This window comes from Vibrio sp. dhg, from assembly GCF_003443775.1.
GTDB classification, from domain to species: domain Bacteria; phylum Pseudomonadota; class Gammaproteobacteria; order Enterobacterales; family Vibrionaceae; genus Vibrio; species Vibrio natriegens.
This window is the reverse complement of sequence record NZ_CP028943.1, coordinates 2,456,839-2,470,296: the sequence shown is the minus strand read 5'-3', so window position 1 is coordinate 2,470,296 and position 13,458 is coordinate 2,456,839. Positions and strand designations below refer to the sequence as shown.

The 13,458-nt window shown below is 45.5% G+C and carries 11 protein-coding genes; 9 read left to right on the top strand and 2 right to left on the bottom strand.

Annotation, left to right across the window (positions count from 1 at the left end):
* Positions 1–103 precede the first annotated feature (103 nt).
* The 7 genes from DBX26_RS11385 to deoD all read left to right on the top strand — a co-directional run bounded on the left by DBX26_RS11385 (position 104) and on the right by deoD (position 7,604).
* Positions 104–286 carry a DUF5363 family protein gene (locus DBX26_RS11385; RefSeq protein WP_014232870.1) on the top strand — a complete coding sequence of 61 codons (183 nt, stop codon included), beginning with the start codon at positions 104–106 and terminating at the stop codon, positions 284–286.
* On the top strand, positions 273–1,046 hold the full coding sequence (locus DBX26_RS11380; RefSeq protein ID WP_118119199.1) for a TatD family hydrolase: 774 nt from the start codon (positions 273–275) through the stop codon (positions 1,044–1,046). Before DBX26_RS11385 ends, DBX26_RS11380 begins: the two co-directional genes overlap by 14 nt.
* 204 nt (positions 1,047–1,250) lie before the next feature.
* Positions 1,251–2,534, top strand: coding sequence for a NupC/NupG family nucleoside CNT transporter (locus DBX26_RS11375; RefSeq protein ID WP_014232868.1), 1,284 nt, complete (start codon positions 1,251–1,253; stop codon positions 2,532–2,534).
* 550 nt (positions 2,535–3,084) lie between these two features.
* Positions 3,085–3,861: a deoxyribose-phosphate aldolase gene (gene deoC / locus DBX26_RS11370; RefSeq protein WP_014232867.1), complete on the top strand. Its 777-nt coding sequence runs from the start codon at positions 3,085–3,087 to the stop codon at positions 3,859–3,861.
* 252 nt (positions 3,862–4,113) lie between these two features.
* Complete coding sequence (gene deoA, locus DBX26_RS11365) at positions 4,114–5,442, top strand: thymidine phosphorylase (RefSeq protein ID WP_014232866.1); 1,329 nt, start codon at positions 4,114–4,116, stop codon at positions 5,440–5,442.
* Between the two features lie 83 nt (positions 5,443–5,525).
* On the top strand, positions 5,526–6,746 hold the full coding sequence (locus tag DBX26_RS11360; protein ID WP_065297323.1) for a phosphopentomutase: 1,221 nt from the start codon (positions 5,526–5,528) through the stop codon (positions 6,744–6,746).
* A gap of 138 nt (positions 6,747–6,884) precedes the next feature.
* Positions 6,885–7,604, top strand: a complete 720-nt coding sequence (gene deoD / locus DBX26_RS11355) for a purine-nucleoside phosphorylase (protein WP_014232864.1) — start codon at positions 6,885–6,887, stop codon at positions 7,602–7,604.
* 83 nt (positions 7,605–7,687) lie between these two features.
* Here the strand turns inward: deoD and DBX26_RS11350 are convergent, their stop codons facing one another.
* Entirely contained in the window at positions 7,688–8,293 is a 606-nt protein-coding gene (locus DBX26_RS11350; protein WP_014232863.1) for a YtjB family periplasmic protein, read from the bottom strand.
* A gap of 91 nt (positions 8,294–8,384) precedes the next feature.
* Between DBX26_RS11350 and serB the strand changes: the two genes are divergently transcribed.
* Positions 8,385–9,365, top strand: coding sequence for a phosphoserine phosphatase (serB, locus tag DBX26_RS11345; protein ID WP_118119198.1), 981 nt, complete (start codon positions 8,385–8,387; stop codon positions 9,363–9,365).
* 64 nt (positions 9,366–9,429) lie between these two features.
* On the opposite strand, the gene DBX26_RS11340 is transcribed toward serB, so the two are convergent.
* The gene (locus DBX26_RS11340; RefSeq protein ID WP_118119196.1) at positions 9,430–11,778 is read right to left on the bottom strand and encodes a PilZ domain-containing protein; all 2,349 of its coding nucleotides are present in this window, start codon (positions 11,776–11,778) and stop codon (positions 9,430–9,432) included.
* A 121-nt stretch (positions 11,779–11,899) separates the two neighbouring features.
* Here DBX26_RS11340 and radA point away from each other — a divergent pair, with 121 nt between their 5' ends.
* Positions 11,900–13,279 carry a DNA repair protein RadA gene (radA, locus tag DBX26_RS11335; protein ID WP_014232860.1) on the top strand — a complete coding sequence of 460 codons (1,380 nt, stop codon included), beginning with the start codon at positions 11,900–11,902 and terminating at the stop codon, positions 13,277–13,279.
* The last annotated feature ends 179 nt before the right edge of the window (positions 13,280–13,458 follow it).

The following is a 13,458-nucleotide window of genomic DNA, read 5'->3' as shown; positions in this document are numbered from 1 at the left end:
TGGCTATAGACTTAGTCAAGGGCGTTTTTATATCAGCAGAAATGATGTGGATTGGACTATATCCATTAAAGTTAAATAAGTGATTAGAGATAGCGGAGTAAAAATGAATTGGTTGAAAAGAGGCATTAAGCGCTACGACGACTGGTGCAAAGAGATGGGGCTCACGCCGGATCAAAAACGCAGTTGTGTGCCTTATAGAAAAGATCCTGCTCATCAGAGTGAGGAGCCAAACGCAGCACCGAAATCTGCCGAGAGCAATAGAAAGTCACAAGATGAAGCTCTTTGATACGCACTGTCATTTTGATTTTGACGTGTTTCAGGATGATTTTGAGCACAACCTGACTCTTGCTCAAGAACAAGGGGTGAGCCGAATCCTGATACCCTCAGTCGGACCTTCAAACTGGTCACGCATTCAAACCTTAGCCAAGCGACATTCCCACTTATATTATGCGCTCGGGTTCCATCCGTATTTTCTGGAAGAGAATTTTGAGCAGCACCTTGCTGAGTTGGAGCATTATCTCAAACAAAAGCCGCCACAGTGCGTTGCAATAGGCGAGTGCGGATTAGATTTTGCGATTGACGTCGATCCTCAGTTGCAAGAAAAGGTGCTTGAAACTCAATTTGAGCTCGCCAGACGTTTCGACCTTCCGGTCATTTTACATAGCCGAAAAGCGCACAATCGACTTATTCAAATGGTCAAAGCGGCGAAGCTACCTAAAGGCGGTGTCGTACATGCTTTTGCTGGTAGCTATCAGCAAGCGATGGAGTGGGTCAGATTAGGTTTTTTCATCGGTGTAGGGGGAACTATTACCTACCCACGAGCCCAAAAAACCCGCGACGCAATTCAAAAATTAGCCCTAGAAAACCTACTTATCGAAACAGACGCTCCAGATATGCCTATACTTGGATATCAGGGGCAGCCCAACCACCCGGCGAAACTCATTCATGTATTAAATGTGCTCGTAGAGTTGCGTAGAGGAGAAAAGCAATCGATTGCGTCGCAACTGTGGAAAAATAGCAATTTTGCCTTCTCAATATGTGAATAGAATTCAAAGAAACTGTTTAGATTCGAAAACGTTTTCCTTTTTATTGTGAGTTCTATCACAAAGATTGGTGAATCAATAATGAATCTTATGGGAAAGTGTGAGGGCGGCATTACTTTAATTGATGATGCATGAGTATAATTGCCCCGCTTTTATAGCTCCATTTTGTTACACGCCAATAAATAACTTATAAGGAAGTCATAAACTATGAGCCTGTTTATGAGCCTGGTTGGTATGGTTGTGCTACTTGCTATCGCACTAGCATTCTCATCTAACCGCAAAGCTATCAACTTTAGAACTGTGGGTGGTGCATTCGCTATCCAATTCGCATTAGGTGCATTTGTTCTTTATGTGCCTTGGGGCCGTGATCTACTAAACGGTTTCTCTAGTGGTGTATCTAACGTTATCAACTACGGTAACGATGGTTCATCATTCCTGTTCGGTGGTCTTGTTTCTAACAAGATGTTCGAAGTATTCGGTGGCGGTGGTTTCATCTTCGCATTCCGTGTTCTTCCTACACTGATCTTCTTCTCTGCTCTGATCTCAGTTCTGTACTACATTGGCGTTATGCAATGGGTTATCAAGATTCTTGGTGGTGCACTACAGAAAGCGCTTGGTACTTCTCGTGCAGAATCAATGTCAGCAGCAGCTAACATTTTCGTAGGTCAAACTGAAGCGCCACTTGTGGTTCGTCCATTCGTTCCAAAAATGACTCAATCAGAGCTATTCGCGGTAATGTGTGGTGGTCTAGCTTCTGTTGCTGGTGGTGTACTAGCGGGTTACGCATCAATGGGTGTACCTCTAGAATACCTAGTTGCAGCATCATTCATGGCAGCACCTGGTGGTCTACTATTCGCTAAAATTCTTCACCCTGAAACTGATCAGCCTCATGAAAGTATCGAAGAGGCAATGGACGGCGGTGACGACAAACCTGTTAACGTAATCGACGCGGCAGCGGGCGGTGCAGCTTCTGGTCTACAACTAGCACTAAACGTAGGTGCAATGCTAATCGCATTCGTAGGTCTGATTGCTCTTGTTAACGGTATGCTAGGCGGCATCGGTGGTTGGTTCGGTATGCCTGAGCTGACTCTTGAGCTAATCCTGGGTTACGCGTTCTCTCCACTAGCATTCCTAATCGGTGTTCCATGGGCTGAAGCAGTAACTGCTGGTTCATTCATCGGTCAGAAAATTGTAGTGAACGAATTCGTTGCATACTTGAACTTCACGCCTTACATCGGTGAAAACGCTCAAGTAATCGCAGCAACTGGTGAAGTAATGTCTGAGAAGACTACGGCTATCATCTCATTTGCACTGTGTGGCTTCGCGAACCTTTCTTCTATCGCGATCCTACTAGGTGGTCTGGGTGGTCTAGCGCCAAGCCGTCGTCCAGATATCGCTCGCATGGGTGTTAAAGCAGTACTAGCTGGTACGTTGTCTAACCTAATGGCAGCGACAATTGCAGGCTTCTGCTTAAGCCTAGCAGCTCTGTAATTTAGAACTGGTTTTTAATATATAGACGCCATATTAAATCATGCCCTGTAGCAAGAAATTGCTGCGGGGCTTTTTTCGTTTTCAGGGCTGAAAATTTTTAGTGCGTCAAATGTAAGGGGTCTTAACTGACGGACTAGAGAATAGAAACCTGGAAATTTTGAGATACAAACCGTTTGCGCTCTATTTGGTGCTACAGTTTTGCGATGAATATCTATAATGTAGACATCACAAGGTGGATACAACCTAATCGATGGGTAAATGAATTACCCTGAAATATTAGATCTCAACGGCATTTTGTTGGAGAGATATGATAGTAAAGACACCGCAATCATAGATTGTTGTGCCATAGGCCAAATTGGTACTGTGCGGTGACAAGGATAGCAATTGGCATAAGAAATTTTCGCTGTATATGCCGAGTCTTCATGGAACCAAGTCCGTTCATTAATAGACTACTGAGTCATTTTTTACACAATCTCAACTCATTGATTATAGTTAGAGTTGCGATGTAAGGCTGAGTAGTGAATTTTTTGAATATTGATCGGAGATAGAAATGAGCGATTTAAAAGCAGCAGCACTACGTGCACTAAAACTTATGGATCTAACTACGCTGAATGATGACGACACTGATGCAAAAGTGATCTCACTATGTCATGACGCGAAAACAGCAGTAGGCAACACGGCTGCAATCTGTATTTACCCTCGCTTTATTCCTATTGCTAAGAAGACACTTCGTGAGCAAGGCACACCAGAAGTTCGCATTGCTACCGTGACTAACTTCCCACACGGAAACGACGACATCGAGATCGCAGTTGCTGAAACAAAAGCAGCGGTTGCTTACGGTGCAGACGAAGTTGACGTAGTGTTCCCATACCGTGCACTGATGGCGGGCGATGAGAAAGTGGGCTTTGAACTGGTTAAGCAATGTAAAGAAGCTTGTGGTGACATTCTTCTTAAAGTGATCATCGAAACGGGTGAACTAAAAGAAGAAGCGCTAATCAAAAAAGCTTCACAAATCTGTATCGAAGCGGGTGCAGACTTTATTAAAACTTCAACAGGTAAAGTGCCTGTGAACGCAACACCAGAATACGCACGAATGATGCTAGAAGTGATTCGTGACATGGGTGTAGCAGAAACAGTTGGTTTCAAACCTGCTGGTGGTGTGCGTACTGCAGAAGACGCAGCGGCTTACCTGGCAATGGCAGATGAAATCTTAGGTGATAACTGGGTTGATGCTCGTCATTACCGTTTCGGTGCATCAAGCCTGCTAACTAACCTGTTAAATACATTAGAAGTAACAGACGAAACGGCTGATCCAACAGCGTACTAACATACCCGTCATATTTGACGCTGCAGCGTTGTTGACTGTGTAAGTTCACCGGAGCGCCGGCCGCCCTAATCACATAGAAAACCTATGCTCATAGGGCTGAACTTACTTGTCGCCTGGCTGCAACGCCAACTATTTAGGGTATGACGAATAAAAACTTAACGTCTGTTTTAAATTTAGGGTGGTGGAACATCGCCCTCTGTTTTACCTCTGTCCTACTTTAACCAAAGCTTTCATCGAGCTTGGGAGGCACTAATGTATTTACCGCAAGAAATCATTCGTAAAAAACGTGACGGCGAAGTTCTTTCTGCTGACGAAATCAACTTCTTTATTCAAGGCGTAGCAAATAACACAGTATCTGAAGGTCAGATCGCGGCATTTGCTATGACTATTTTCTTCAATGAAATGACCATGGATGAGCGTATTGCCCTGACTTGTGCAATGCGCGATTCAGGTATGGTTATCGACTGGAGCCACATGAACTTTGGCGGCCCTATTGTCGACAAGCACTCTACAGGTGGCGTGGGTGATGTGACCTCTCTCATGCTTGGCCCAATGGTGGCGGCGTGTGGTGGTTTCGTACCAATGATCTCTGGCCGTGGCCTTGGTCATACTGGCGGTACGCTCGATAAATTAGAGTCAATCCCAGGCTACAACATCACGCCAACTAACGACGTATTTGGTCAAGTGACGAAAGACGCTGGCGTTGCGATTATCGGCCAAACGGGCGATCTCGCTCCAGCCGATAAGCGTGTTTACGCGACCCGAGATATCACGGCTACCGTTGATAACATCTCGTTAATTACGGCGTCCATTCTTTCTAAGAAATTGGCTGCGGGCTTGGAATCTCTAGTGATGGACGTAAAAGTCGGCTCGGGCGCATTCATGCCAACTTATGAAGCATCAGAAGAGCTAGCCAAATCTATCGTTGCGGTAGCAAATGGCGCTGGCACAAAAACAACAGCAATCCTGACAGACATGAACCAGGTTCTAGCGTCTTCAGCCGGTAATGCGGTTGAAGTGCGTGAAGCGGTTCGTTTCCTGACTGGTGAATATCGTAATCCACGTCTGCTTGAAGTCACAATGGCGTCGTGTGCGGAAATGTTGGTGCTTGGTAAGCTGGCAGAAAATACAGATGACGCACGTGCGAAACTGATGGAAGTGCTCGATAACGGCAAAGCGGCAGAATGCTTCGGCAAGATGGTTGCAGGTCTAGGCGGCCCAGCAGACTTCGTAGAAAACTACGAAAACTACCTAGAAAAAGCAGAAATCATCAAACCAGTGTATGCGACGGAAACAGGCATTGTCTCTGCGATGGACACACGTGCTATCGGTATGGCTGTGGTCGCGATGGGCGGTGGTCGCCGCGTTGCAACGGATGAAATCGACTACGCGGTTGGTTTTGATGAGTTCATCCGTTTGGGTGAGGTCGCTGATAGTGATAAGCCTCTGGCTGTTATCCACGCTCGCAGTGAAGAGCAGTGGGAAGAAGCTGCAAAAGCACTACGCAGTGCAATCAAAGTTGGTGGTGAATATACACCAACCCCAGAGGTTTACCGTCAGATTCGTGCAGAAGATATCTAGGTCACCAGACCCTAACTGATTAAGTAATTACATAAGGCCTACTCAACCATACTTATTCGCCGAGTGGGCCTAAGGAACGAGCAATGAAAAGAGCATTTATTTTAGTACTAGACTCATTCGGTATCGGTGAAACGGCTGATGCTAAAGAATTTGGTGATGTAGGTTCAGACACTCTAGGTCATATTGCGGACCAGTGTGAAAAAGGCTTAGCAGATAACGACAAACGTCAAGGTGCACTTCGTCTTCCAAACCTATCTAAACTTGGTTTGGCGATGGCACATAAAGAATCAACAGGTCGCTTTGCCCCTGGTCTAGACGCAGATGCAGAAATCATCGGTGCTTACGGTCACGCGGCTGAGCTGTCTTCTGGTAAAGACACTCCGTCTGGTCACTGGGAAATTGCAGGTGTGCCTGTTTTATTTGATTGGGGTTACTTTAGTGACAAAACCAACAGCTTTCCTGAAGAGTTGACGAATCGTATTCTCGAGCGTGCTGGCTTAGATGGCTACTTAGGTAACTGCCATGCTTCTGGTACTCAAGTATTGGATGATTTGGGTGAAGAGCACATGAAGACAGGTTTACCTATCTTCTATACTTCAGCAGACTCGGTATTCCAGATTGCGTGTCATGAAGAGACATTTGGCCTGGATCGTCTATTAGATCTTTGTCAAATCGCTCGTGAAGAGCTCGCTGATTACAACATTGGCCGTGTTATTGCGCGTCCATTCATTGGCCCGGGCAAAGGTCAGTTTGAACGTACTGGTAACCGCCGTGACTTATCAGTTGAGCCGCCATCAGCCACTGTTCTACAAAAATTGGTAGAAGAGAAGCAAGGCAATGTTGTTTCTATCGGTAAGATAGCCGATATCTACGCAAACTGCGGTATCACTAAGAAAGTGAAAGCAACAGGTATCCCAGCACTGTTCGAAGCTACGCTAGAGCAGATCAAAGAAGCTGGTGATAACACCATCGTATTCACTAACTTTGTAGATTTCGATTCAGCTTATGGTCACCGTCGTGATGTGGCGGGTTACGCTGCGGCTCTTGAGTACTTTGATGGTCGCATCAACGAAGTGCTAGAGCTAATGGATGAAGACGACGTACTTATCCTAACCGCGGACCACGGTTGTGACCCGACATGGCCAGGTACAGACCATACTCGTGAGCACATCCCAGTATTGGTTTACGGTCAAAAAGTGCCTGCTGGCTCTCTTGGCCGCCGCGAAACGTTCGCAGATATCGGCCAAACGTTGGCGAGTTACTTCGGTACTTCACCAATGGAATACGGTAAGAACTTCCTGTAATCGGGATACTAAAAACTGGGAGCGTAATGCTCCTGGTTCTATGTTTGCAGTATGAAAGTGCTGCTTGTCGGAAATGAGAAGACTCTGGCTGACAGCGCCTTAAGCGCGGAGCGCTAGAGAAAGGTTAAGGAGAAAAAAATGGCAACTCCACATATCAATGCTGAAATGGGTGCATTCGCAGACGTAGTACTGATGCCGGGTGACCCGCTACGTGCAAAATACATTGCAGAAACTTTCCTTGAAGACGTTGTTCAAGTGTGTGACGTTCGCAACATGTTCGGTTATACAGGAACATACAAAGGTCGCAAAATCTCTGTAATGGGCCACGGTATGGGCATCCCATCATGTTCGATCTACGCGACTGAACTTATCAAAGACTTCGGTGTGAAAAAGATCATCCGTGTTGGCAGCTGTGGTGCTGTGAATGAAGACATCAAAGTACGTGATGTTGTGATCGGTATGGGCGCGTGTACGGATTCAAAAGTAAACCGCATTCGCTTTAAAGGCCATGACTTCGCTGCTATTGCTGATTACAAGATGGTTCGTGCCGCAGAAGATGCAGCAAAAGCACGTGGCATTGATGTGAAAGTGGGTAACCTTTTCTCTGCAGAGCTTTTCTACACGCCTGATCCAGAAATGTTCGATGTAATGGACAAGTACGGTATTGTGGGTGTTGAAATGGAAGCGGCTGGTATTTACGGCGTAGCAGCAGAATACGGTGCTAAAGCACTAACTATCTGTACGGTTTCTGACCACATCAAAACTGGCGAGCAAACCACTTCAGATGAGCGTCAAACCACGTTCAACGACATGATGCTGATTGCACTGGATTCGGTATTACTTGGTGATAAAGAGTAAGCCCCAGTAATCGCAACTAAGCACCTAAAAAACAGCCCGCACAATGCGGGCTGTTTTTCTATTCAATTCTGATTACCGGTGAGTTATTTGGTTAGCAGGAGGTTTTCCGCCTTCTTTCTGCGAATTGGTTGCCTGCGTAAAATCATAATGAACAGCATGCCACACACAAAACTCATCAAGACCATCATGTACATGTAGCGATCACTTTTGCGATAGTGGTGGTCAGAAATCGCTGTAACACGGCCTGTTTCGAACGTCACTCGGACAAAACCGACAACAGAACCGTCAGCAATGACAGGCTCAACCAGTTGTTGTCGACCAATTGAAGCGGTTGCCAGTGGGGTGTCTAATCCCAAAACTTCACGTACTGATAATGCTTCTTCACTAGAGGCCAGGCGCACGCCTTGTGCATCATAGATGGTTGCATCAAATACCAGACGATCTTGTGCGAGTTGATTCGTCAACTGCAGTAATCGCTCCTGATCATTGTTCACAATCATTTCACTGGCAGACAAAGATGCCTGCGAGATCAAAACCTTGGTGAGTGTCTCAAGCTGATGTGCTTGAATTTTTTCGTTGCCCTTACTGATCACCACACTGTTTTTTATCGTGATAAATAGCATCACACACAGTAGTATTAGCGCCAGAATTCGTAGGGCATTCCTTACTGAGAACAAGGATTCACTCATGCTCTTTACTCATCCATTTAAAATAAAACAAAGACTTGCCTTTTTAGTTTGTTGAGGTAACGTTTTAGCAAAGTCACCAAGGATTATATACATGGACGCGTCAAAAAGCTTGCCTATAAGAAAACATACGACACTTTTAAATCGACTGCCTGAAACTCGCTTTGCCTCTCAGTTGGACAGAGCCAAAGCAAATTGGATTATTTTTTCTACTTACCTTTCACCGCGTCATTTTGAAGACATTGACTTTTATACTGGTTTTTACAATCCGGTCCTAGAAACATGGAAGGTGGGTCAGTACGAAGTCGCATTGATGTCAGGTGAACTTACGACTCAACACGAAACGATTTTAAAAAGCCTTAACTTAGATTACGCATCACTCAATGAAGTTCCTGATTTATCAACCACAGGGCTCATTGTGTTTGATATGGACTCTACAGCCATTCAAATTGAATGCATTGATGAGATTGCGAAGTTGGCTGGTGTTGGCGAAGAAGTCGCTGAAGTTACTGAACGTGCGATGCAAGGAGAACTGGATTTTGAACAGAGCCTTCGTCAACGAGTTGGTAAACTCAAAGGTGCTGACGAATCTATTCTTGAACAAGTACGCTCACAACTTCCATTCATGCAAGACTTTGAAGCTCTGATTGCAACAATGAAAGCGTTGGGCTGGAAAACCGCGATTGCTTCTGGTGGCTTCGACTACTTCTCTGACTACATCAAAGATAAGGTGGGGTTAGATTTCGCTCGCTCGAACAAGCTGGAAATCATCAACGGAAAACTCACGGGTAAAGTGCTTGGTGACGTCGTCAACGCGCAAGTGAAATCCGATATCTTGGTTGAATTAGCGGATGAGTACGAAATCGAGCAGCATAATACGGTTGCGGTAGGTGACGGCGCGAATGATTTGGTGATGATGTCTGCTGCTGGTTTGGGTATAGCGTACCATGCGAAACCGAAAGTCGAGGCGCAGGCTCAATCTGCGATTCGTTACTCTGGTTTGGGTGGGGTGCTTTGTATCCTGTCAGGGGCGCTGGTTAAACAACAGAAAATTAGCTGGAAGTCTAAGCCATAGCCTATTGGTAAAAGACAGCGAACTTGCTTCAATATTGAAACACCGCCGAACAGGGCGGTGTTTTTTATTCGGTTAGCTCTAATCTAACGAGTACTTCTTCCGTGATGTCTTCAAACTCACTGTAACCGATAAGTGCAGTGAGCTCCTTTTCTAGTTTGCTTGCCTGATGCACACTAAACTGGGTTAACTCACTCAAGTCTCTTTGCAGTAGAGAGGTCATGGGTTCAAAAATAGGCGCGGTAGAGAGACGCAGAACATAGAAATCGCCCATCATGCGCGCTTTTTTTATAAACTGAATGCGCTCTTTCAGGCTGCTAAAATCCTGATGCAGCTTGGACTCTATACCAGTAACCTTGTTACCGATTTTTGAAGCGCTGATGTAAATGTCTTCGTGTTTTTCCTGAACGCCTTCTATACGTTTGATTAGGTCTGCGATCAGAGTGCTCGTACGACCTTTAAAGATCGGATCCAGAATAAACTTATTGTCATGACCAATCTGAGCAAAAATCTCAACATGTTTGGGCAAGGGCAGGTTTACACCAATAACTGGTGTTTTAAATGACCCCGTTGAAGTTTTACTAATGAAGATTGGAGAACTCAGGCTTCTGGAAAGAATAGTACTATGCAGCCTCTCCAGTAGCTCATGGCTTGGCAGCACATCTGCCTGCTGAACCAACTTGTTCTTATTATGCTCAATGACTTTATTAAGAAATGCGATCACTCGACGAGCTTTGCTGCTTTGACCAATGACCAATTGAACTCTATGACCATCGGGGCTGACTCGCACGACTCGATAAGGCACGTCGGATAGCGGCAAGTTACTATCGTACAATTGCAGTTCACGAAAGTTAATGGCGACCTCTTGACCTGCGCGCAAGGAGGCTGGAGTTTCTAGCTGAATTCCGAGTCCTCGCTTCGAAATATCAACACTGTATCCCGAACTATTTAATTGCCCCGACATTAACGCGAGTGGCGTTTTAAATCGATAGCGAGGCTCTTTACGCCGAGATTGCGCATCAAAATACATCCCTTTGGGTTGGCCGGTTATTCGTCTCGGATGTCGAAACGCATTTAAGGTGTTTGAGGGCAAACGAGGTTTTTCGGTTAACAGATAGTCTTGTCCTGAAGCTTCGTCCGAGATTTCTTGCAAGATCCCCACATGAGTGAGTAAATTCGAGGTTTCTGCCAGCTCAGATGAAAATGAGGCGAGCTCCTCTTTTTCTTGCTCGGAAAGTTCAAAGATAGACACGCGGAAAACTCGCCAGCTTTTTCGCTTTGCTCCTAAATGCCAGAATAGTTGGCGTTGCTCTCTGGTTGCTTCAGGTCTCAGCATCGAATAGAAATAAGTTTTGTTATCGTGCTCGTGAGTAAATGAATAGAGAACGTTAGTGGTGCCTTTTACTCCCGGTGTAATCAGCGATGTCATTCTTTCTTCATGGAACAGGGCCCCAAAAACTTGTTGGTTGCGTTCATCGTGCCAGTATTGCCATAGCTTTTGATTATTCGGCGTTAGCATGGCAAGTTTGAGCTCGCTGCCTTGAAAGAACAGCGGCAAGTTGCTGGTGTGTTTAAGAGCCAAATGCTCATATCCGCGCGTACGAGCCCGAATGATTTTATCCTGATTATCATGACGTGTGCGTTTCGCATCGCTATTTAGCACTTCATCAATGACTCTGTCGATCACATTGGTTTCGGTTAGGAGAATGGTTCTCAGATATCGAATGGCATCATTTTCGTAGCAGTCTTCAACAGCCAGAATCCGATAAGTCAGAGGTTTTTCAATTCCGGCTAATTGAGATTTACTGGCAAAGTCGGTAAAAGTCACCTCAATGATTTCACCAAGGTTGTATTTAAAGGCGCTGGGCACTTTGAATTTTGCGCCAGAGCTGGATAGATCAATGCTCACACCGTGGAGCAGTTGGCCTTTTGAACGATGTATTTCTACTTGTGACTGGACTTTTAAACGCTTCTCCTGACGCTTTAAGTCAAAACCTAATTGGATAGGTACGGCACTAAACGGGTTTTGAGTCTCAGATAGGGAGGAGTGATGTTCTTCGACAGCTTGTTTGCCCATTACTCGAAAATTATTCCGGGTGCTAATAAGCGTTTCCCAGACGCCTTCGGTATAGCCACCATACTTTCTGGTGCTTTTGTGATAGGCATTGAATGCTACATCATCTAACCAGTGTGGAATGCCATCAAATATGTATTTTCTGCATTCCCCGTTAACACGACCGCGTAAATCAATGCTTTTTTTGCACGGTGCCATTAATCGGTTTAATTCTATCTTGACCAAAATTTTGGCTGAAGGTGGCGCGTCCTCGGTCAGTTGGCCAAGGACAAAATCAAAGTCTACAGAACCATAGACCGGGATGAGCCGTTCCGCGAGCGAGAGAATTTCAGATTGCAGCATTATTTCTGTTAGAGTATGTCGTTATTTGAATTGTATCGGCTAAGCACAGTAAACCTTGAGTATATTCAGTTCTCAAGTCAGTTGGCAGTGCTTGGTCACATTTGTTAAAAATTGAGGCATCATGGCGAAAGCAAAACGAGCGTATGTTTGTAATGATTGCGGCGCAGACTTTCCGCGTTGGCAGGGGCAATGTAATGCGTGTGGTGCATGGAATACGATTACGGAAGTACGAATTGCTGCTTCGCCGACCGTCGCCCGCAATGAACGCTTAAGTGGTTACGCAGGTTCTGCGACAGAATCTCAGGTACAAACGTTATCAGAAATTAACCTGCAAGAAGTGCCACGCTTTACCAGTGGCTTTAAAGAGCTTGATCGTGTGCTTGGCGGCGGTGTCGTTCCCGGCGCTGCGATATTGATTGGTGGTAACCCCGGAGCAGGTAAGTCAACGTTGCTTTTGCAAACCATGTGCTCTTTGTCGGGACAAATGCCGACTTTATACGTAACGGGCGAAGAGTCGCTGCAACAGGTTGCGATGCGTGCTTCTCGTCTTGGGTTGCCAAAAGATCACCTGAAGATGTTATCTGAAACCAACGTGGATAAGATCTGTCAAATTGCTGAGAAAGAGCAACCTCGCATTATGGTTATTGACTCGATTCAGGTGATGCACGTTTCTGATGTTCAGTCTTCGCCGGGTAGTGTCGCGCAGGTCCGTGAGTCCGCGACAGCGCTTACACGATACGCGAAGCAAAACAATGTTGCGGTATTTATCGTTGGCCACGTAACCAAAGATGGTACGCTCGCTGGCCCGAAAGTTCTTGAGCACATTATTGACTGTTCAGTGTTACTAGATGGCGGCACTGATAGCCGATTCCGAACGTTGCGCAGTCACAAAAACCGTTTTGGTGCAGTGAACGAACTTGGCGTATTTGCAATGACAGGGCAGGGTCTTAAAGAAGTGAGCAACCCATCGGCGATTTTCCTTTCTCGCGGTGAAGAAGAGACTTCAGGGTCTTCAGTTATGGTCGTATGGGAAGGGACTCGTCCTCTATTAGTCGAGATACAAGCCCTGGTGGATTATTCGCAACTCGCTAACCCACGTCGAGTGGCTGTAGGCCTCGAACAAAACCGTCTATCTTTATTACTGGCTGTGCTGCATAAACACGGCGGGTTACAAATGGCAGACCAAGACGTGTTTGTGAATGTCGTCGGTGGTGTGAAAGTCACTGAGACCAGTGCAGATCTTGCGTTAGTCATGGCGTTGTTATCGAGCTTTCGTGATCGGGCTCTACCCAAAGATGTGGTTATCTTTGGTGAGGTTGGCTTAGCGGGGGAAATTCGTCCTGTACCGAGTGGGCAAGAGCGATTAAATGAAGCGTTTAAACACGGCTTTAAGAAAGCAATTGTACCAGCTGCTAATATGCCAAAAGGTGGCATCCCGGGCATGCAAATTCATGGGGTTAAGAAATTATCAGAGGCAATCGAAGCTTTTGATGAGTTATAAAGCGCTAAACTAGGCGTTTCAAATATGTAAAATCCATTTTCAAAGAGAGCGAATAAAGCACACAAATCGTTATATTTGGCTATCCTTTGAGGATGGAAAATTTACGTTAAAAATTTTTTTCTTCCATCTGCACGCAAGGGTATCAGTATTGACAGAATATGATATACTCTGCGCGCACT